Origin of the sequence: Amycolatopsis sp. lyj-90 (assembly GCF_046549035.1) — a bacterium.
In the GTDB taxonomy this organism is placed as follows: domain Bacteria; phylum Actinomycetota; class Actinomycetes; order Mycobacteriales; family Pseudonocardiaceae; genus Amycolatopsis.
On record NZ_JAJPWP010000011.1, the window covers coordinates 21,506 to 41,867 of the forward strand.

Sequence of the window (20,362 nt, forward strand, 5' to 3'; positions counted from 1 at the left end):
AAGGGGCCCTTCACCTCGTCTTACGCGACGAAGGGCCCTTTCCCCGCATCGTATGCGGGGAAAGGGCCCTTCAGCCCATTACCAGGACGGATTACCGGCCTGAGCGCTCCTTCTTGGCGCGCGCGGAACGGGTGCAGACCTCACCGACGTCGACCGTCTGGCCGCGGTCGATGTAGACGTCCGCCAGCCCGACGAGCTTGCCCTTCGGCGACGTACAGGTCAGCTGGTACGCCTCCTTGGGGCCGTAGGTCGGCGGGATCGGCGACTGGAACGACACGCCGCCGGTCCAGTCGTCCACAGTGGACGGGTTGGCCTGGGCGAAGTTGACCAGCACGGCCCGGTAGTCCCCGGCGGGCGGGTCGAACAGGGTCGCGTGCTCTTCCGTGGTCCCGCCGTTCGCCGACGACGACACCATGTTGCCCGCGGCGTCGAAGACGTACAGGTCCCAGTCGGTGTCCGGGCTGGCCCACTTGACGTCGACGCTGAACTTCCCGTTGTCCACCTTGGGGAGCCCGTCCACGTGGAACGTGAAGCTCTCCGAGGCCGGATCGGCCGGGTAGTTGGTGTTGATCGCCGGCACGCCCGCCGGGTTCGCCACCGCGATGTTCGCCTGCGCCGGGCCCTGCGGCTCGCGGCCGTAGCGGCCCGCGACGTAGGGCCGGGTCGACGGGTTGATCGACCACGCGAACCGGCCGCCGGTCGAGGACAGCGACGAGTTCAGGTTGTCGGTCACGTAGATCGGCGGCTTCGTCGAGCCGTCCGGCTGCACGACCGGCGACGTCGGCGTCTGGAACGTCTTGTGCAGCTTCAGCTGGTACCCCTTCGGCGCCGTACCGATCAGCGTCGAGTGGGCCGCCGGGTCGGCGGTGTTGGCCAGCATGTCGATGAAGGCACCGCGGTTGCCGCCCTTGCCCGCGCCCGCGGCGGGGGCGACGCCGGTGTACTCGGCGACGACACCGGCCTGGAACGGCGGGTGGAACTCGGTGTTGCCGATCTCGAAGGTGAAGCCCCAGCCACCGGTGGCCCAGTACGACCAGTCCTCGGTCGAGCCGGTCGTGTCGTAGAGCGCCCACGACGGCTGGCTGGTGTACCCGTTGCGCGAGGCCATCTTGTCGCCGAGAGCCTTGTACGCCGGCTCGTCGAGCGGCGGGCGGACGGCGGCGACACCCGGGACACGCAGCACCAGGTTGGAGAAGGTGTGCAGCGTGATCAGGTTGGTCACCTGGCGGTTGGACACGATCGAGCGGATGTTCTGCGTCTCCGGCTCGGAGAACGGCCCTGCCCCGCGGAAGGTGTCGTTGCGCCACACGGTCGACGCGCCGGCGCCGCCCCAGAAGCCCGCGTAGTTGCGGTTCGGGTCGGTGCCGCGTTCACGGCCGCCGGGGTTCGCCTTGCAGACGCCGGTCGCGAACTCCTTGGGCGAGTCGTTGACGTTGCAGTTCTTGCGCTTCATCTCGTAGTCGAAGCGCGAGAAGTCGCCCTTGGGCTCGGCTTCACGGGAGATTTCGAAGCCGTCGGCGTTGACGATCGGCACGACGATGTTGCGCGTCCGGCCGACCAGGCCGCGGATTTCGGCGTTGTTGCCGGTGTAACCCTTGACCAGTTCGTGCGCCCATTCCATGGCGTGCTCGCCCGCGGGCCACTCCCGGGCGTGGTGCACGCCCATGGTGAAGTTGACGGGCTTGCCGTCGGCGATGTTCTTGACGTCGGTGGCGATCTCCAGGCCGATGACGTCACGGCCTTCCCAGGTCGGCTGCGGCAGCGTGAACGCCGTGACGAGCTTGGGGTTCTTGCGGGCCAGTTCCTTGACCTCGAACTGGTAGTCGTAGAGGTGCCGGTAGCTCGTGCGCCCGGACGGCAGCGTGGAGCCCGGCGTCTTCGCGGCGTACTCGCGGTCGGTCTTGGCGTTCTGGATCGACCGGGCCGAGAGGTCTGCGTCGACGACCTTGGACTTGAAGCCGTTGTCGGCCAGCGTCTTCCGGTCGGCGTCGTTGGCGAGGACGACCTCGACGCCGGTGGCGTCGGCCTTCTCGGTGACGTCCAGGCCGAGCCGGAGCAGCTTGTCCTTGTCCTGCTTGGCCGGGGTCTCGACCCGGACCAGTTCGGCGCGCTGCGGCGGGGGCACGGCGCCGGTCGGTGTTCCCTGCGGCGTGAGCGCGAGGAAGTCGACCCCCAGGACCGCGTCGCGTGTCTGCCCGTCGTACCGGCAGGTCTGCACGACCAGTTTCTGGTCCTTCTTCACGAAGCCTTCGGCGAGCTCGTGGCTGCGCAACGCGGCGGACGCGGCGACCACGGCGCCGGTGGCCTTGTCGAAGACGGCGAGGTCCCAGTCACCCTCGTTGCCGCCACGCGGCGCGAGGCGTGCCTGGAGCAGACCGTCTACAGTGGACGTGAACTCCCGGCGATCGGTGCCGGACGTGCCCGGCTTCTGCAACGCGGCGAAACAGGACCGCGCCACGGCCTGGTTGGCTCGCACGACGTTGTCCGCGGCCCCTGCCGTCGTGGCCGACGGAAGTGCCACGAAGGTGCCGGCGAGCACCAGTGTCGCCGCCGTCCATCCCGCTCTTCGCCGGTTTGGTGAATACCCCACAGACTGACCTCCTTGGACAGTCCGGTGACCGGGTGAGGTCACCGGTAGCGAGACCCTAGACCCGGGACCCCACCTGAGGGACCCGCCACAAGTCGCCTGCACCCCTTTCGGCCCAACGATCTCACCGACCGTGCCGGAACGATCACCACCACGTGCGCCGTAGAATGGGACTTTCCTGTCGATTCCGACAGGTCGGCCTAAGAAAACCTTCAGGTTGGGTGGTTACCTTTCAACCATGACGACGTCCCAGGTCACCGCCAGATCCCCGCTGGCCCTGTTCGCCGCCGTGGTCTCGGTCGCCGGTGGCGCGCTGCTGATCCTGCTGTTGCAGGTCCTCCCCGCCACCAGCGGCATCAGCCCGGTCCGCCGCACCATCAGCGAATACGCGCTGAGCGAGAACAAGTGGATCTTCGACGTCGCGGTCCTGCTGGTCGCGTTCGGTTCGGCGGTCGGCTTCGGCGCGCTGATCCGCCGCAGGCACCTTCCGGCGCTGTCCGCGGCGTCGGTCTTCTGCGCGCTCTGGACGTTGAGCCTGGTGGTGATCGTGGCGTTCCCCAAGAACAACTGGGCGATCGGGCCGAGCGCAGGCGGGACCGTGCACCGGATCGCGAGCGTGGTGGCCTTCGTCTGCCTGCCGCTGGCCGTGTGGTTCGCCGCGAAGGCCGTCTTCCCGTCCTCCCCCGCGCGCCGCGCGGTGACGCGGGTGCTCGCGGTGGCGGCGCTGGCCTGGTTCGGCGTGATCCTCGGCGCGATCGTGGTGTCGATGAACGGCGGCAGGCCGTGGTGGCAGGCGATCCCGCTGGGGCTGGTCGAACGCGCGATGGCGCTGACCGGGCTGATCGCGCTGGCGTCGCTCCTGATCCCGGCCCGGGTGGTCGCCACCGAGCCCGACACCGAGACCTTGCAGGTCGCGTCCTGACCACCGGAGGCCTCGCCAGGGGATGGGACGAAGCCGCCGAGGGGTACGAGGCCTACTACGTCCCCCGGTTCGCGCCCTGGGTCGCCGCGGCGGTACGGGCCCTCCCTCAGGCATTGCCCGACGGTCCCGTTCTCGTCCCCTGCTGCGGGACCTTCCCGGAACTGGACCTGCTAACCGAACGGCTGCCGGGCCGCGAAATCATCGGTATCGACCTGTCGGAGGGCATGACCGCGCTGGCCCGGCGCCGGGCGGCGGGCAACCCGCTCGTGCGCGTCGTCGAAGGCGACGCCTCGACTCTCGACGTCGCGGCCGCGGCCGTCGTATCGGTCTTCGGCCTGCAGCAACTTCCCGAACCCGACGCAGCGCTCCGATCCTGGGCCGGCGCGCTGAGGCCGGGCGGATGGCTTTCGGTCGTCTACTGGCCGCACAGCACCGAGCCGGGCGGGCCGTTCACCGTGCTGTCCGACGTCCTGCGGGAGCACGTCCCCGCCGGGGACCGCTCCTGGGAAGACCGGCTCCTACCCGCGCTGGAGGGCGCCGTGCTCGAACGGGACGAGCCGTTGTCGTTCCCGATGGTCCATCCGGACGCGGACACGTTCTTCACCGCGCACACCCGCTCCGGCCCGATGCGGCCGTTGGCGAACGCGCGCGGTGAAGCGTTCATCGCCGCGCTGCGCGAGGAATTCCTGCGACGTGCCCCGGCAGGGGAATGGCGGCACCGGCCGCTTGCCCGGCATATCGTCGCGCGGGCGGCAGACCGGGCGTGAGCTCGAAACCGTCCTCGTCCGCGTCCTTGCGCAACCGCGCCGTGCAGACCGAAAGGTGCACCACGTTGGCCCGCTTGTGATGGCGGTACACATGGACGTCGGTGGCGAAGCACGCCGCGGCGAGGAGTGCCCGCCGCTGCTCGATGCGCTCGTAGCCGACCCCCGCCGGGCAGAACAGGGTGACCTCGACTTCGTCGCCCCTGGGTTTGGTCCACAGGATCACCGGCAGCTTGCCGTCGAGCGTGCACACCCGCGCCCGGGCGAACCCGGTCCGCAACCGGTGCTGCACGACGACCGACCGGAGCCGGTCACGAACGAAGCGTCGCGCCGATTTCCAGTAGAACAGCCAGTTGACGACGCCGAACAGCACGACTGCGGCCCAGATCGGGCCGACGGCCTGGAACAGGGAGAACAGCGCGTACGGGACGACGATCAGCGCGCCGATCTCGTACCGCCAGTGATAGAGGGCGGTGAACGGGTTGGGCCTCCTGACCACCGTGACCTCCCTGGCCAGTTCGGCGATCGCCTGTGGTTCCTGCCAACGGTTCATGACCTTCCTCCTGTCCGTCCGGCGGTGTGCTCGGCGGCCACCGCCGCCGCGGGAATGGAGCGGACGACACCGACGCCGGCGCAGTCCGGGCAAACGGCGTCCTCGTAGGGCCACCACCCCGTGCCCCCGCACGGTTCGCACGCGTGCACGGTGTCCCAGCGAGGGTCGCGATAGACGCGTCGCCTGCTTTTCGGTACGCGGGTCACCTGCCAGCCGCGCTCGGCGGCTCTGGCGTCTTCGCCGGTCGCGAAAAGCCATTCGTGGAAACGATCGGCGAGTCGATCGAACCAAGTTCGGGATGCTGACGTGTGGTTCTCGTGGTGGGTCATGGGGTTCACCCCCGATGCTGCGAAGCGCGGACTCGGGTCGGCACACACGACGCCTACTACGGCATTCGTGTGGCCCGCAGACGGCTCGAGCCGGTTCGGATGCGCAGCGTCACATTCAGATGGCTGACAGCATCCGCTTTCCGGTCGCGCCCGGGTCATACCGGCCCTGGTCGCCGGGTGGGTCACGAACGCCGGGACCTGGTAGAACAGGTCCCGGTGCGGTATTTCGCACGTTGTGACACGACGTTGACCAAGGCGCCATCACGGTCCGATTCGCTTGCTGTACTCTCGCCGTTGTGTGCACGTTCAGTCACCGCCCTACATTGCCTACCAGAGGTAGGTAAGCCCGTGTCTAGTGCCTACATGAAGCCTACATCGGCTGGGGACCAGCCGGTAAGCCCTGATGCGGAAACCGTTACCGCGTCGGGTGTCGGCCGTGAGCTGCGAAGGTTGCGCAAGGCCACAGGCGAAACGCAGGCGGAGACCGCCAGGATCATCGGGGTCACCCGGGCGAACCTGACCCAGTGGGAGACCGGCAAGTACCTGCCGTCCGCGCACAACGCACGCCAGCTCGACGACCACTTCCGTGCCGCGAACGCGCTGGTCACGCTGGTGGAAAAGGCCCGATCACCCCAGGATCACACCCCGCCCGCGATCGGCGAAGCCGGCGCCGTGGACACCTCCCGTTCGCTGCTGCAGGTCTTCCACACCGTCGGCGCCAAACTCGCCGCGCACCTGATCCGCGACGCCGAGGGCAAACCGCTCGGCTGGCGGCACAACCTGCAGAAGAACACCGGCCCGAAAGCGCTGAGCACCGCGTACGGAATCAACGCGATGCTCGTGGTAGGCGATCCCTACATCGACCTACATACGCTCGCCGAAGATCTCTACGCACTGCAGTCGGAGCACGGCTGGCGGGGCCGCTCGGGCGGCAAGCGGCCGGAGACCACCGCGTCGGTGGTGGACGCGCTGTTCCGCACCAGCACCATGTCCGCCGACGAAGGGCTGGGCCTGCTCGAAGGGTCGCTGGACCCGTACAGCAGGACCCGTCCGTACCTGTTGTCCGCCGTGTTGCACACGGCGGTCCGGCTGCGGCCGGACGCCCCGCTGACCGACCGGCTGATCGACGCCCTCCTGGCGGCCCGGCTCGACTTCGACGGCTCACAGCTGTGGCCGGAGAAGAACGAAGCAGGCCTCGTCGCCCCGGAGGCTTCGGTGGTCCACACCGCGCGATCGGTCGTCGCCCTTAGGGACGTTCTACGCAGCCGTGAAGATCGCAACGACGTCCGGGACGCCGCCGACGAAGCCACACAATGGCTCATCGAGCGGTCGCACTCGGACGACGGCGTGGCCGAAGATCTCGAGAGGCCCCGCCCCGACGGTGAAGGAACCACCCGGATCATCATCCGGCACTTCACCGCCGCCTGGGTCGTCCAAGCGCTCGCCACCGCCCCGCTCCTGCCACTCCCCCGGCTCAACCGGGCGCTCGGAACCCTCTGGGAGCGCTATGACGCCGAACAAGGGCTGTGGGCCTGGGGAAGCGGGGACCTACCCATCTGGCAGACGCTCGACGCCGTCACCTCCCTTCGCGCGGCCGCACTCGCCGTCGCCGCGCCCCCGCTCAGTCCTCCAGGAACCCCAGGTACGACTTCATGATCGACACTCCGCCATCGACGACCACCGCCGCTTTCCTCCGTGGTGTCACCGCCACGCACCCCGGCGACGGCGACGCGGACCTGAGCTGGCTGCGCTCGGTGGCGCACCGGATCCAGGACGCTCCCGGTACTTTCCTTTCGTGGCTCGAAGAAATCCTCGATGACGAAGAAGCCGTCCGAGCCGCGGCGAAGCGTTCCTACTGGCACCCCAACGGGTTCGCCAAAATGGTGCTCCACGCCTCCGCCGAGTTCCGGATCCGGCTCCACGTCTGGCCGGAATCCGCGGAACCGTCCCGTGGCGAATCCAATCCGCACAGCCACCGGTGGGAATTCGCCTCGACGATCATCGCCGGTGAAGGCCTGCACATGGCCGAGTTCCGCGAAACCACCGAGGGCGGGAAGGCGCACGACCGGTACCGCTACGGCGCCGATCCGGCGAACCCGGCCGCCTTGCTCGCGGACGGCGAAGCCCGCCTAGAGGTGGAGAACACTCCGAGCGTCCGGCGCGGCGACGTCTACTCGTGCGACACCGCGATCGTGCACACCGTCCGGCCGATCGACGCGGGATTGACCGCGACGGTGGTGATCCAGGGTCCGCATCGCACCAGCACCACCGTCGTCTACTGCGAACCCGGCCAGACCGACGACCAGCCCAACGGCGAACTGACCGAAACCGATTTCCGGTTGCTCGTCGGTTCCGTCGCGAAAGCGGTGGCGTCATGCCGTTGACCTGGCCCGTCCAGCGCCGCGGGGTGCTGACCGACAAGGCGATCAAACGCGCGCACCGGACCGGGGAACTCACCGTCACCCCGTTCGAACCGGACCTCGTCCGGCCCGCCGCGATCAGCCTGCGGCTCGGCGGCGAGGCGTTCGCGCTGGAATCCACCGGCACCGTCGACATCGCCGACCGGAGCACCTATCCGGAACTCCGGAAGAAGGAACTCGACGCCGACGGCAGGCTGCGCATCGAACCCGGCGAGGTCGTTCTCGCGCCGACACTGGAGAAAATCGGGCTGTCGGAGAAACTCGCCGGGCTCGTCGACGGTACGAGCGACTACGCGCGGCTCGGCATCAGCGTCGTCCTGTGCGGTCAGGTCAGTCCCGGTTTCGGCCGCGAGAAGGGCGCCGTGCTGACCCTGGAGATCGTGAACCACCTGCGGCATCCGGTACTCCTGCACCCCGGCACGCGGATCTGCAACCTCATGCTGTTCGCCACCACCGGCAGCGACCAGCCCTACGGCACGCTGCCGCACAACTACTCCAGCGACCACTCCGTGGCCCCGTCCCGATTGGCGGATCATGTCGGGCGTAACTGACCTCTCGCCCGTCGGCGACCACGTCCGCCTCGGCGACCTCGGCGAGCACGCGATCCTGGAGCACCTCCTGCGGCCGCGCTACGGCGGTGTCCGCGGATTCGGTGACGACTGTGCCGTCCTCGACGCTTCAGAAGGGCTTCGCGGCGAACTGGTCGCCACCACGGACAGCTGCCCCACCCCGCTGGTCACCATCCTGGGTGAAACGGATCCGTACCACGCGGGCTGGCTGCTCGCGACGATCAACCTGTCCGATCTCGCGGCGGCCGGCGCCACCCCGCTCGGGCTGGTCGTCAACTACACGCTGCCGAAGACCACCACGGCGGGCGAGTTCCGTCGGCTCCTCGACGGCGTGGACGACTGCACCGCGCTTCACGGGACCAAAGTCGTCGGCGGCGATCTCCGGGACGGCCCGGTCCGGCAGCTCACCGCGACCGCGATCGGCCGGTGCGTCCCCGGGAGCAGGCTCGGGCGCGCGGGCGCGGAAGTCGGGGATCGGCTGCTGCTGGTCGGTTCGCCCGGCTATCTCTGGTCGTACGCGTTGCTCGTCGAAGAGCAGGCGCGGCTTCCCGAGTCCGTCGTCGCCGAAATCCGGAAACGTGCCTGCCGCCCGATGGCGCAGGTGACCGCCGGGAGGACGCTCGCCACGGCAGGGCTGGCACGCGCGGCGATGGACGTGTCCGACGGGCTTTTCCCGACCGTGCGGTCCCTTTGCGGCGCCAACGGCCTCGGCGCGCGCGTCACGACGGACATCCATCTGGACGAGGCGCTCGTCGATGTCTGCAAACAGTCGGGACTCGGCCGGTTCGAGCTCGCTCAGGCTTGGGGCGACTGGACGCTCGTGGTCGCCGTGCGGCCGCAGGACGTCGAGCTGGCCAAGAAAACCCTTGCGGGGGAAGGCGTCGCGGCGCAGGAGATCGGCACTCTCGTGCCCCGCGAGGAGGGCGTCTCGCTGGACGACGGCGAGACGACCGAGCTTTGGGAGGGGATCGCGCAGGAGCGGTTCTCGCCCAGTTCGTGGCACGGCGGCGACCTGCCGAAGCTGATCACCGAGGTCCTGGGCAGGCGCGCAGGCTGAACACCCTCGTGAGTGGTAAGGACGGTTAGAACCGTCCTTACCACTCACGAGCTGCTGTCGCCTACCGCAGGCGGTAGGCGTTGATGATCGTCTGCGTCACCGAACCGCCGCCCGAATCCGTCGCGGACAACCGCAACGAGACGAAGGGCGACGAACTGAACAGCGGCGCCACGACGAAGGCCTGCCGGTGCTCGCCGCTCCCGACGACGGGCTGCCGATGCCAGGTCTCGCCGCCGTCGAAGGAGGCCTCGGCGGTGACCTGCCGGACGGTGCCCGTCACCCCGGCGGGGCGCTGGACCTCGATCGGCACGGCGAGCGGCAGCAGACGCCAGGCGTCGTTGGCCGAGCCGAGCGACGGAGTGGCCCTCAGCGCCATCAGCGGAAGCGGCTTCTCGCCCACCGCCCGTTGCGAGCGGAACTTCCACGACGTGACCACGTTGGCGGACAGTTCGGCGTTGGCGCCTTCCGGCCGTTTCGCGTCGATGGTCAGCGTGTACTCGCCCGCTTCCGGCGGCACGGTGAAGGTCACCGGGCCGTTGTTCGGCCAGAGGTGGCCTGGCACCCTGGGCACGGAACCGATTTCCTTCCCGTCCCGCATGAGCCGGGTGGTGCCCTCCACCGCCGACAGACTGACGTGGTCACCACTGGCCGCGAGCAGCGGGAACAGGAGACTGAAGGTGTCCCCGTCGCGCACCGTTTTGGTCAGCTTCGCCAGCGTCGGGCCGACGACCGCGCGGTTCCAGTCCTCCCGGGAGCGCTGACCCGCCCGGTACTCGACGCCTGCCGCCGTTTCCTCGGTGTCGCTCCAAGTTCCGTTGGTACCGAGCCGGTCCACGAAGAGCCGCTTCAGCCACCGGACCTTCCCGGTGCTGTAGAACTCTTCCCGCGTCGAGGGCAGCTGGGCCTGGGCGGTGAGGAACCAGGCGTTGCCGAGGGCGACTTCGTTGTCGTAGGGCGACGGCAGCACGTGCAGGTTGCCCCATTGCTTGCCGGTACTGGCGTAGCCGGCGTTCACCTTGGCCAGTTCGTGGTCACGCACCCGGTAGGCGGAGACGTCGGGAACCCTGCCGTTGCTGGGGAATTGCAGGTTGTAGAGGTAGGGGCTGTTCTCCGACCTGCCTTCGCCGGTCTGCTTGCTCAGCATGGTCGTGACGAGGAAGTCGAAGTCGGGCACGTTAGTACGGGTGGGGGCGACGTAGGAGTACTGGACGTCGTGGAAGAGCCTCGGCTGGTACCACGAATGGCTCGTGACCCCCCGGCCCGCGATCTGTTCGGTGAAGGCGACGATCTGACCGTTCGAACTGGCGTCCCGGCGATCGGTCCGCACCGTCACGGGTTTCGCCAGCCGCCCGTCCAGCACGACTTCCCGGTCCCGATCGAGCACGAAACCCGGTTCCGCGACCAAACTCGACCCCGGCGACTCGGAGATCTCCGAGACGAACAGGTACCGGCCCTGCGGCAACCGGATCGGACCTCCGCCTTCCTGCGCGACGAAGATCTTCATGTCGCCACTGTCCAAATTGGTCACGATCAGCAAGCCGCTCGGCCCCTGCGGACCGGGGCCGTTGCCCTTGCGGTCGAAAAGCTTGACGTCGGCCGAAAAGACCTCACGCTGCAGGTCCGCGCCGATCAGGCTGCGTACCTCGACACCGTCGGCGGAGGTGGCGAGCAGGGTGCCGCCGTAGGCAGCGCGGGGCTTCTGCCCGGGGTTCACCGTGATCGCCGCCGTCGCGGTCCCGCCCGCCGGCACCGTGACCTTCGGCCGGTCCACCGTGAACAGGCCGTCGGCCGCCGCTTTCCCGTTTTCGTCGCGGACGTCCAGCCGCAGGTCGAGTTCGACGGACCGGTCACCGCTGTTGCGGTAGGTGATCTCGCGGGTCAGCGGTTTCGGGTCGGCCGCCGGGACGGTGCCGAAGGCCACCGTGGTGACGTCGGCGTTCACCCGCTGCTCGACCGCCTTGGCGACGTCGGTCCGGCCCGCTCCCTGCTGGAAGACTGTCAGCCCCTCGGCCGGCTTCGCGGTACCCGTGAGCCCGGCCTTGATCTGCTCGGGACGCCAGTCGGGGTGCTGCTGGACGAGCAGTGCCGTCGCTCCGGCGACATGCGGCGTCGCCATCGAGGTGCCCGACATCGGCTGATAGTCGCCGCCCGCCTTCGCCGCGACGATCCCCACGCCCGGCGCGGTGATCTCCGGCTTGACCGCGTTGTCCCCTCGGCGCGGTCCCATGCCGGAGAACGACGCCAGCGCGTCGGCCCGGTCGACCGCGCCGACGGTGAGGGCCGCGTCGGCGCTGCCCGGTGAGCCCACCGTGCCCGCCCCGCTGTCCCCGTCGTTGCCCGCGGCGATCACGAACAGCACGCCGTTGTCCTTGGTGAGACGGTTCACCGCCGCCTCGAGCGGATCGACATCCTCGGTGTCATCGCCGCCGAGGCTAAGGTTGATCACCTTCGCGCCCTCCGCGACGGCCCACTCCATGCCGCTGATGATCTCCGACCAGCCGCCGCTGCCGTCGTCCCCGAGCACCTTGGCCGCGAGCAGCCCGGCGTCGGGAGCGACACCCTTGAGCCGCCCGGCGGAAGCCGTGCCGGAGCCCAGGATCGTCGAGGCGACGTGGGTGCCGTGACCGTGCCGGTCGGTGGGGTCCTCGCCACCCGAGAAGTCCTTGGCCGCGACCACCTTGCCCGCCAGATCCGGATGCTTGCCGTCGACACCGGTGTCCAGCACCGCGACCTTGACGTTCTTGCCGGTGAACCCGCTCCGCCACGCCTCCGGCGCACCGATCTGGGGCACGCTGCGGTCGAGATTCGCCTTGACCTTCCGGTCCAGCCACACCTTCCGCACCGAAGCCGCGCTCGGACCGGTCAACGTGGACCAAAACTCCCCCGCGCGGTCCTTGGGCTGGGCGAACGCGGTCGCGCCGACGCTGTCCAGCCGCCGCACCGCGGTCGCGCCCGCGCCGGCCACCGCGCCGTCCTGCTGCACGATCAGCGGCAGGGTCGGCCGCGCGCCGTCGTCGTAGCCGTCGGCGAGCAACCGGTCGATCCGGAACAGCCGCTCGTCCAACACGCCCTTCGCCACCAGCGGGAGGGCGTCGGCGGGGAAGACCGACCAGCCGTTCTTGTCCTGACTGCGCTGGAATCCCATCCGTTCCCGGCCGGGTCCCGGCTGCACCGAGAGCGCCGGCACCTCCCCCTGACGCTCCTGCACGGTGATCCGGTCGCCGGTGATCAGCGTGAGGGTGCGAGGCCCCGGCATCGCCGCGTTCTCCGGCGGTGCCGGGTCGGAAGCGGCCTGCGCGGTCTGTGCGCTGGTCACCCCGAGCATGGTCACCAGGAGCAGACTGGCCAGGACATGGGCTCTTCGGCGCATGTGGCACCTCCGTTTGCGCTCGTATCGGTGCGCCGAGGCTTTCGGAAGTGCAGGTCGGAGCGCTATACGTCGGGGACGATCAGGTCGCCCGGAATAGCCGTTCGGGCACGCGGTGATTACGGTCACATGCGGGCTAATCCCCCGCATGTCTACAGACCGACCGCTTAGTACGGCAGACTCCCTTTCACTTCAACTCGACGACGAGGAGCAGACCCGTGACCGAACACCCCTCCCGCGTAGCGATCGTCACCGGAGCAGGCCGAGGCATCGGCGCGGCCGTGGCCAAGCGCCTCGCTTCCGACGGGTTCGCCGTCGGCCTGCTGGACCTCGACGAAGCGGGCGTCAAGCAGGGAGCCGAGGAGATCGTCGCCGAGGGCGGCAAGGCCGTCGGTGTCGCACTGGACGTCAACGACGCCGCGCAGGTCGAGGCGGCGGTGACCCGGGTGGCCGAGGAACTCGGCGCGCCGACCGTGCTGATCAACAACGCCGGCATCACCCGCGACAACCTGCTGTTCAAGATGACCGAGCAGGACTGGGACTCGGTGCTGGGCGTTCACCTGAAGGGGTCGTTCCTGATGACCCGTGAGGTGCAGAAGTACCAGACGCAGGAGAAGTGGGGCCGCATCGTCAACCTGTCCAGCACTTCGGCGCTGGGCAACCGCGGGCAGGTCAACTACTCCGCGGCGAAGGCGGGCATGCAGGGCTTCACCAAGACCCTCGCGATCGAGCTGGGCAAGTTCAACGTCACCGCGAACGCCATCGCCCCCGGCTTCATCGCCACCGACATGACCGCGGCGACCGCCGAGCGGATCGGCATGTCGTTCGAGGACTTCAAGGCCGCGGCCGCGTCGCAGATCCCGGTCCAGCGCGTCGGCACGCCCGACGACATCGCCAACCTCGCGTCGTTCCTGGTGAGCGACGGCGCCGGATTCATCTCCGGCCAGGTCATCTACGTCGCCGGCGGACCGAAGGACTGAGTCATGCGCGAATTCGCCTCCCTGCAGGAGTTCGAGAACGCCGTCGGCGAGCACTTCGGCTACAGCGAATGGCTGACGCTCACCCAGGAACGGGTGAACCTGTTCGCCGACGCCACCGACGACCACCAGTGGATCCACGTCGACGTCGAGAAGGCGGCCGCGGGCCCGTTCGGGGCGCCGATCGCCCACGGTTTCCTGACGCTGTCGCTCATTTCGGGCTTCGTCGGGAAGCTCTACCGGGTCCACGGGCTCAAGATGGGCATCAACTACGGCCTCAACAAGGTCCGCTTCCCCCAGCCGGTGAAGGTGGGATCGAAGATCAGGGCGGGCGCCGAACTGGTCGAGGTCACCGACGTCACCGGTGGCAAGCAGGCCATCGTCCGGTGGACGATCGAGATCGACGGCGAGCCCAAACCGGCGTGTGTCGCGGAGATGGTCGTCCGGCTGATCGCCTGAGGAAGTGACCTCCGGCACCTCGCCGGACCTCCACTACCCGACATACCGACTGGTCGGTACTGTAACCGGAAAGCGAGACGCTGGAGGCACGATGAACCAGTCCGACCTGCCGGGCCTCGACCTGGCCAGGCTCAAGTCCCATCTGGACGAGCACCGGCCGGGCCTCGTCCAGGGCGACCTGAGCGGCCAGGTCGTGGAAGGGGGCCGGTCCAACCTCACCTACATCGTGGGCGACGGCCGGTCCCGCTGGGTGGTCCGCCGCCCGCCGCTGGGCCACGTCCTGCCGACCGCGCACGACATGGGCCGCGAGTTCCGGGTGATCTCCGGCCTGCACGGCACGGCCGTCCCGGTGCCGGAAACCGTGCTGCTGTGCGAGGACACCGACGTCATCGGCTCGCGGTTCTACGTGATGGAGTTCGTCGAGGGCACGCCCTTCCGCTCGGACACCGAGCTGGCGGCGCTGGGACCGGCCAGGACGAAGGCCATCGCGGACGAACTGGTCGACACGCTGGTCGAGCTGCACGCTGTCGATCCGGAATCGGTGGGGCTGGGCGATTTCGGCCGTCCGGAGGGCTTCCTCGAACGCCAGTTGCGGCGCTGGAAGAAGCAGCTCGACGGCAACCGCAGCCGCGACCTCCCCGGCGTCGACGAACTGCACGACCGGCTCGCCTCGACCGTGCCGGTTTCGGGCAGGCCGTCGATCGTCCACGGTGACTACCGGCTCGACAACGTGCTGGTGAACGCCGACGACCGGATCACCGCCGTGCTGGACTGGGAGATGTCCACCCTCGGCGATCCGCTGACCGACCTCGCGCTGCTCGTGGCCTACGCCGAGCGGGACAAGGTGTCCTTGCAGTTCGTGTCCAACGCCAGTTCCGCGCCGGGGTATCCGCGCAACGACGAGGTCATCGCGCGGTACGCCGAGCGTTCGGGCCGCGACGTCTCCCGGCTCAACTGGTACGTGGGCTTCGCCTTCTTCAAACTCGCGGTGATCGTGGAAGGCATCCACCTCCGCTACAGCAAGGGGCAGACCGTCGGCGCCGGGTTCGACGGCATCGGCGCGGGCGTCGTCCCGTTGATCGCGCACGGCAACGAGACTCTCAAGGAAGAGGGATAGAGATGGACTTCGCCTTCGACGCGAAAACCGAGGAACTGCGGGGGAAACTCCTGGAGTTCATGGATTCGCACATCTACCCGGCCGAGGCCGTCTTCGAGGCTCAGCTGGCCGAGCGTGACAGTGAATGGTCACAGCCGCCGATCGTCGAGGAACTCAAGGCCGAGGCCCGGAAACGCGGGCTGTGGAACTTCTTCCTGCCCGGTGACCACGGCGCCGGGTTGACGAACCTGCAATACGCGCCACTGGCCGAGATCACCGGCCGCAGCCTCCGGCTCGCCCCGACCGCGCTGAACTGCGCCGCACCCGACACCGGGAACATGGAAGTCCTCACCATGTTCGGCACCGACCAGCAGAAGAAGCAATGGCTCCAGCCCTTGCTCGACGGCGAGATCCGGTCCGCGTTCGCGATGACCGAGCCCGACGTCGCCTCCTCCGACGCCCGCAACATCGCCACCAGCATCCGCCGCGACGGCGACCAGTACGTCATCAACGGCCGCAAGTGGTACATCTCCGGCGCGATGAACCCGAACTGCACAATCTTCATCGTGATGGGCAAAACCGACCCCGACGCACCCCCGCACAAGCAGCAGAGCATGATCCTGGTCCCCCGCGACACCCCCGGCATGACCGTCAAACGCGGCATGCACGTGTTCGGCTACACCGACGGCGACCACGGCGGCCACGCCGAAGTCGTCTTCGACGACGCCCGCGTGCCCGCGGAGAACCTCATCGCCGGTGAAGGCGACGGGTTCGCCGTCGCCCAAGCCCGCCTCGGACCGGGACGGATCCACCACTGCATGCGCGCCATCGGCATGGCCGAACGCGCACTGGAACTCATGTGCCGCCGGGCCCTCTCCCGCGAAACCTTCGGCAAACCCATCGCCGAACAAGGCGTGGTGCAGGACTGGATCGCCGAAGCACGGGTCAAGATCGAACAGCAGCGGCTGCTGGTACTGAAGACCGCGTGGCTGATGGACACCGTCGGCAACCAGGGTGCGCACACCGAGATCCAGGCCATCAAGATCTCGACGCCGATCACCGTCGAGTGGATCCTGGACAAGGCCGTGCAGCTGTTCGGCGCGGGCGGCGTCAGCCAGGACTTCCCGGTCGCCGAGATGTGGGCGCAGGTGCGGACGCTGCGGCTGGCCGACGGTCCGGACGAGGTGCACAAGCGTTCGCTCGCACACCGTGAACTGAAGAAGTACCGCACGGAGGCCAAGAAGTGACTACCCCACAGGACCTCAAGCAGCGCGTGGCCGATCTGCTGGCCGCGTACCCGCCGGAAAGCACGCCACGGCAGGACTTCCTCGACGCGCGGTTCGACGCCGGGCTGGCGTGGATCCACTTCCCCGAGGGCCTGGGCGGCCTGAACGCGCCGCGTTCGTTGCAGTCCGTCGTGGAGAAGGAGCTCGCGGCGGCGGGCGCCCCGGACAACGACAAACGGCGGATCGGGATCGGCCTCGGCATGGCCGCGCCGACCATTCTCGCCTTCGGCACCCCCGAGCAGCATCAGCGCTTCCTGCGTCCACTGTGGACCGAACGGGAGGTGTGGTGCCAGCTGTTCAGTGAGCCGGGCGCCGGATCCGACCTCGCCGCGCTGGGCACCCGCGCGGTGCGCGACGGCGACGACTGGGTGGTCACCGGGCAGAAGGTGTGGACGTCGGGCGCGCACAAGTCGCAGTGGGCCATCCTGGTCACCCGCACCGATCCCGATGTGCCGAAGCACCGCGGCATGACGTACTTCGTCTGCGACATGACCGCGCCGGGCGTGGAGGTCCGGCCGCTGCGCCAGATCACTGGTGAGGCCGAGTTCAACGAGGTCTTCCTCAGCGAGGTCCGGATTCCCGACGCGCACCGCCTCGGCGCGGTCGGCGAGGGCTGGAAGGTCGCGCAGACCACGTTGATGAACGAGCGCGTCGCCATCGGCGGGGCCGAGTTCCCGCGTGACGGCGGCATGGTCGGCGTCGTCGCGGAAACCTGGCGTGAGCGCCCGGACCTGCGGACGTCCGAACTGCACGACCGCCTGCTGAAACTGTGGGTGGAGGGCGAAAGCCTGCGCCTGGTGAGTTCGCGGCTGCGGCAGCAACTCGCCGCCGGAGCGCCCGGCCCGGAGGGTTCGGCGGTCAAGGTCGCGTTCTCCGAGCTGAACCAGGCCGCGTCCGGGCTGGAGATCGAACTGCTCGGCGACGACGGCCTGCGCTACGACGACTGGACGATGCGGCGTCCCGACGGCGTGAACTTCCTCGGCCGCGAAGCCGGCTACCGCTACCTGCGCGCGAAGGGGAACTCGATCGAGGGCGGCACCTCGGAGGTCCTGCGCAACATCATCGCCGAACGCGTGCTGGGACTGCCGTCCGAGCCGCGGATCGACAAGGACGTCGCCTGGAAGGACCTGCCCCGATGAGCGACCTGTTGTATTCCGAGGTCGAAGAGGACCTTCGCGCCAGCGTCCGCGATCTGTTCAAAGACCGCGCCGAACCGGCGGCCCTGATCGCCAGGACCGAGACGGCGGAACCGTACGACCTGACGTTGTGGCGCACGCTCGCCGCCGACCTCGGCGCGGCGGGCCTCGCCGTGCCGGAGGCGCTGGGCGGGCACGGCGCTTCGGCGCGTGAAGTCGCCGTCGTGATGGAGGAACTCGGGCGCAGCGTCGCCCCCGTCCCCTATCTCGGCAGTGCCGTGCTGGCGACGTCGGCCCTGCTGGCCACCGACACTGCGCAGGCGGAAGTGGTGGAAAAGCTCGGGAAGCTGGCCGCGGGTGCGCTCGTCGGCGCGCTGGCCGTACCGCTGTCGACCGCGCCCGGCGCCGAGTTCCCCTCGACGGTCACCGCCGCCGCGGACGGCACGCTCAGCGGCCAGGTCCGCAGCGTCGTCGACGCTTCGGTGGCCGAACTGATCGTCGTCCCGGCGGTCGGGCCCGACGGTCCTGGCCTCTACACGGTCGACGCGGCTTCGGCGGGGGTGACGGTCACCGAGGCGATCTCGCTGGACCTGACGCGGCGCATCGCCGACGTCACCTTGGAGAACGTGGCCGCGAAGCAGGTCGCAAGCTCCTCGACGGCGGAGTCCGCGCTGAACACGGCACTCCTCACCGCGGCGGGACTGCTCGCTTCGGAACAACTCGGGATCGCCGAATGGGCGCTGACCGAAACGGTGCGGTACCTCAAGGAGCGCTACCAGTTCGGGCGTCAGGTCGGGTCCTTCCAGTCGCTGAAGCACCGGCTGGCGAACCTGTACACGGATCTGGTGAACGCCAGGGCGACCGCGCGCTACGCCGCCGACTGCCTGGCTTCCGGCGACGACATCGCGATCGCCGTCGCGGTGGCTCAGGCGCGCAACTCCCCCATCGCCGTCCACGCCGCCGAAGAGGCGATCCAGTTGCACGGCGGGATCGGCATGACCTGGGAGCACCCCGCGCACCTGTACCTGAAGCGCGCGAAGAGCGACGAGATCGCCTTGGGCACTCCTGGGCGGCATCGCGCGGCCCTCGCACCGCTGATCGACCTGCCCGCCTGATTCCTCCGGCGAGGTATGACTATCCCTCGCCGGAGAATCGCTCCCAAGCCGACTGACGGGTCATGCCGAGGGCGTCACCGATCCGGGCCCAGCTGGCGCCCAGTTCCCGGGCACGCCGAACCCAGCCGGCGAGGTTCTCTTCCACTTGAACCGACGTCCTGGCGACTCGCGGCAGAGTCGCCAGGACGTCCTCGAGTTCGTGCACGTGCTCCCACGGGGCGAGCTGGGGAACCGATCCCGATTTGGCCTCGACGACCTGCTGGCACAGCACCACGCAGTCCGCGCAGATGAACACCCCCGGGCCCGCGACCAGGGTGCTGACCTCGGTGTTGGGCTTGAGACAGAACGAGCACGCCGCGATGACCGACTGCTCCGCGGTGGAGGACATGGGCATGCCTTTCCTCGGCTTGTCAGGACCCCCCTGACAAGCCGTCAGGCTATCCCTGACAAGACGGCCCGCGCAACGGTCACCCCGGTCCGTCCCGAAAAGTGTCGGACCCCGCCGGTATACCTGTTCGAACATCTGATCGAACAGGGAGTCATCATGAAACTGCTCGTGGCCACCTCGAAGACCCAGGGTGCGCGAGAAAACGACTTCAACCACTGCGTCGAGGGCGAACTGATCTGGATCGCCCCGTGCTGCGACGACGGCGAAGACTCACCCGATTCCGAATGCGGGTGCAGCCGGTCCTTCGCCGGGCTGAACTCGCACCACGGGACGACGACGGCACTCGTCGCGGAGCTGCCCGACTTCACCTACTCCGACTACGCCGAAGCGTTGCGGTCGAGCCTGGCCGCCCAGGGCTGGCCCGCCGACGCCGACGAAGTGGCGACAGGACTGCTCGCCTTCACCGCCGGGTGGGACGTGGGAACGGTGCTCGAACGCCGCAGCGAATGGTTCGCGGAACGGCTCGTGCCCGCGCCACCCTCAGGCTGAACCCTCTTCGGGTCGCAGCGCGGCCAGCAGGAGATCGGCGAAGTGGTCACCGATCTGGCGGGCCGAGAGCGCGCCACCGCGCCGGTACCAGGAACCGAGGTGGTGCACCGAGCCGAAGAAGAAGTCGACGATCACGTCGGCCGGTTTGTCCGCGCGGTACTCGCCGGACTCCTGGCCTTCTTCGATCAGCGTGCGGAACCGCTCGTGGTACTTGCGCCGTTCCGCGCGGACGGCCTTCTGCTTCTCCACGCTGAGCTGGTGCATGGACTGCATGAAGATCGTGTTGTCGTCGAGGTTGTCGATCGTGCTGACGACCACGTCGGAAGCGGCGGAGCGCAACCGCTCCCGCAGCGGCGCCTCACTCGAGGCCACCTTTTCCAGTTGCTCGGTCTGCGCGCGCAGCACCCGGGCGTAGATCTCGTAAAGGAGGTCGTCCTTGGAGCCGAAGTAGTGGTACATCGCCCCCTTGGTGACCCCGGCCGCCTCGACGATCTCCTGCACGGAGGTGCGGTCGAAACCCTTCTTGGCGAAGAGCTTCGTGGCGTGCGACAGCAGACGGCGCGGCACGGCGGCCTGGTCTTCGCCGCTCGCCTCCGCCGTCCCCGCCTTGCGGGTGGTCGCTCGTGTCATGGCCGGCTCCTTCTCGTGCGGACGCTCAGCATACCGGCCGGTTTGTCGTCGCCCCGGGAACCGCCGGTACCGGGCGGGAATCACCGGCCACTGGGAACTTGACACGGCCCCGACTGCCCGGTTCATACGGTTGGGTGACGGTCAGCCGGGCTCCGTCC

General features: G+C 68.9%; 18 protein-coding genes. 13 read left to right on the forward strand and 5 right to left on the reverse strand.

Translation table 11 applies throughout. The features are described 5' to 3' along the window. Positions 1-91: 91 nt before the first annotated feature. A complete protein-coding gene (locus ACLJPX_RS35025; protein ID WP_410604640.1) occupies positions 92-2,590 on the reverse strand; it encodes a M14 family zinc carboxypeptidase in 2,499 nt (832 codons plus the stop codon). A 235-nt stretch (positions 2,591-2,825) separates the two neighbouring features. Between ACLJPX_RS35025 and ACLJPX_RS35030 the strand changes: the two genes are divergently transcribed. Together ACLJPX_RS35030 and ACLJPX_RS35035 are read left to right on the forward strand one after the other, a co-directional pair. Further along, positions 2,826-3,509, forward strand: a complete 684-nt coding sequence (locus ACLJPX_RS35030) for a DUF998 domain-containing protein (protein WP_410604641.1) — start codon at positions 2,826-2,828, stop codon at positions 3,507-3,509. Positions 3,510-3,622: 113 nt separating this feature from the next. Continuing rightward, entirely contained in the window at positions 3,623-4,276 is a 654-nt protein-coding gene (locus ACLJPX_RS35035; protein ID WP_410604642.1) for a class I SAM-dependent methyltransferase, read from the forward strand. Here the strand turns inward: ACLJPX_RS35035 and ACLJPX_RS35040 are convergent. Then, positions 4,170-4,826: a hypothetical protein gene (locus ACLJPX_RS35040; protein ID WP_410604643.1), complete on the reverse strand. Its 657-nt coding sequence runs from the start codon at positions 4,824-4,826 to the stop codon at positions 4,170-4,172. The genes ACLJPX_RS35035 and ACLJPX_RS35040 overlap by 107 nt on opposite strands. A gap of 692 nt (positions 4,827-5,518) precedes the next feature. Between ACLJPX_RS35040 and ACLJPX_RS35045 the strand changes: the two genes are divergently transcribed. Genes ACLJPX_RS35045 through ACLJPX_RS35060 form a run of 4 tightly spaced genes read left to right on the forward strand, consistent with a single transcriptional unit; the run spans position 5,519 to position 9,201 of the window. Continuing rightward, on the forward strand, positions 5,519-6,811 hold the full coding sequence (locus tag ACLJPX_RS35045; RefSeq protein WP_410604644.1) for a helix-turn-helix transcriptional regulator: 1,293 nt from the start codon (positions 5,519-5,521) through the stop codon (positions 6,809-6,811). Then, positions 6,808-7,539, forward strand: a complete 732-nt coding sequence (locus ACLJPX_RS35050) for a hypothetical protein (RefSeq protein ID WP_410604645.1) — start codon at positions 6,808-6,810, stop codon at positions 7,537-7,539. Before ACLJPX_RS35045 ends, ACLJPX_RS35050 begins: the two co-directional genes overlap by 4 nt. Next, positions 7,530-8,126, forward strand: a complete 597-nt coding sequence (dcd, locus tag ACLJPX_RS35055) for a dCTP deaminase (RefSeq protein ID WP_410604646.1) — start codon at positions 7,530-7,532, stop codon at positions 8,124-8,126. The genes ACLJPX_RS35050 and dcd overlap by 10 nt, the downstream gene beginning before the upstream one ends. Next, complete coding sequence (locus tag ACLJPX_RS35060; RefSeq protein WP_410604647.1) at positions 8,110-9,201, forward strand: thiamine-phosphate kinase; 1,092 nt, start codon at positions 8,110-8,112, stop codon at positions 9,199-9,201. The genes dcd and ACLJPX_RS35060 overlap by 17 nt, the downstream gene beginning before the upstream one ends. A 61-nt stretch (positions 9,202-9,262) precedes the next feature. Here the strand turns inward: ACLJPX_RS35060 and ACLJPX_RS35065 are convergent, their stop codons facing one another. Then, positions 9,263-12,571, reverse strand: a complete 3,309-nt coding sequence (locus ACLJPX_RS35065) for a S8 family peptidase (RefSeq protein WP_410604648.1) — start codon at positions 12,569-12,571, stop codon at positions 9,263-9,265. 215 nt (positions 12,572-12,786) lie between these two features. Here ACLJPX_RS35065 and fabG point away from each other — a divergent pair, with 215 nt between their 5' ends. The 6 genes from fabG to ACLJPX_RS35095 all read left to right on the forward strand — a co-directional run bounded on the left by fabG (position 12,787) and on the right by ACLJPX_RS35095 (position 18,637). After that, positions 12,787-13,548: a 3-oxoacyl-ACP reductase FabG gene (gene fabG / locus ACLJPX_RS35070; RefSeq protein WP_101606893.1), complete on the forward strand. Its 762-nt coding sequence runs from the start codon at positions 12,787-12,789 to the stop codon at positions 13,546-13,548. A 3-nt stretch (positions 13,549-13,551) separates the two neighbouring features. Continuing rightward, complete coding sequence (locus tag ACLJPX_RS35075) at positions 13,552-14,004, forward strand: MaoC family dehydratase (protein ID WP_101606892.1); 453 nt, start codon at positions 13,552-13,554, stop codon at positions 14,002-14,004. A 91-nt stretch (positions 14,005-14,095) separates the two neighbouring features. After that, positions 14,096-15,121, forward strand: coding sequence for a phosphotransferase family protein (locus tag ACLJPX_RS35080; protein WP_410604649.1), 1,026 nt, complete (start codon positions 14,096-14,098; stop codon positions 15,119-15,121). Positions 15,122-15,123: 2 nt separating this feature from the next. Next, positions 15,124-16,347: an acyl-CoA dehydrogenase family protein gene (locus ACLJPX_RS35085; protein ID WP_410604650.1), complete on the forward strand. Its 1,224-nt coding sequence runs from the start codon at positions 15,124-15,126 to the stop codon at positions 16,345-16,347. Then, positions 16,344-17,525, forward strand: a complete 1,182-nt coding sequence (locus tag ACLJPX_RS35090) for an acyl-CoA dehydrogenase family protein (RefSeq protein WP_410604651.1) — start codon at positions 16,344-16,346, stop codon at positions 17,523-17,525. Before ACLJPX_RS35085 ends, ACLJPX_RS35090 begins: the two co-directional genes overlap by 4 nt. Beyond that, positions 17,522-18,637 (forward strand): acyl-CoA dehydrogenase family protein, encoded by a 1,116-nt coding sequence (locus tag ACLJPX_RS35095; protein ID WP_410604652.1) that lies wholly within the window; start codon positions 17,522-17,524, stop codon positions 18,635-18,637. Before ACLJPX_RS35090 ends, ACLJPX_RS35095 begins: the two co-directional genes overlap by 4 nt. Before the next feature lie 19 nt (positions 18,638-18,656). On the opposite strand, the gene ACLJPX_RS35100 is transcribed toward ACLJPX_RS35095, so the two are convergent. Further along, positions 18,657-19,025, reverse strand: coding sequence for a ClpX C4-type zinc finger protein (locus tag ACLJPX_RS35100; RefSeq protein ID WP_410604653.1), 369 nt, complete (start codon positions 19,023-19,025; stop codon positions 18,657-18,659). Between the two features lie 156 nt (positions 19,026-19,181). Here ACLJPX_RS35100 and ACLJPX_RS35105 point away from each other — a divergent pair, with 156 nt between their 5' ends. Further along, entirely contained in the window at positions 19,182-19,574 is a 393-nt protein-coding gene (locus ACLJPX_RS35105; RefSeq protein ID WP_410604654.1) for a hypothetical protein, read from the forward strand. Here ACLJPX_RS35105 and ACLJPX_RS35110 read toward each other — a convergent pair. After that, complete coding sequence (locus tag ACLJPX_RS35110; protein ID WP_410604655.1) at positions 19,566-20,204, reverse strand: TetR/AcrR family transcriptional regulator; 639 nt, start codon at positions 20,202-20,204, stop codon at positions 19,566-19,568. The two genes, ACLJPX_RS35105 and ACLJPX_RS35110, sit on opposite strands and share 9 nt — an antisense overlap. Positions 20,205-20,362 lie beyond the last annotated feature (158 nt).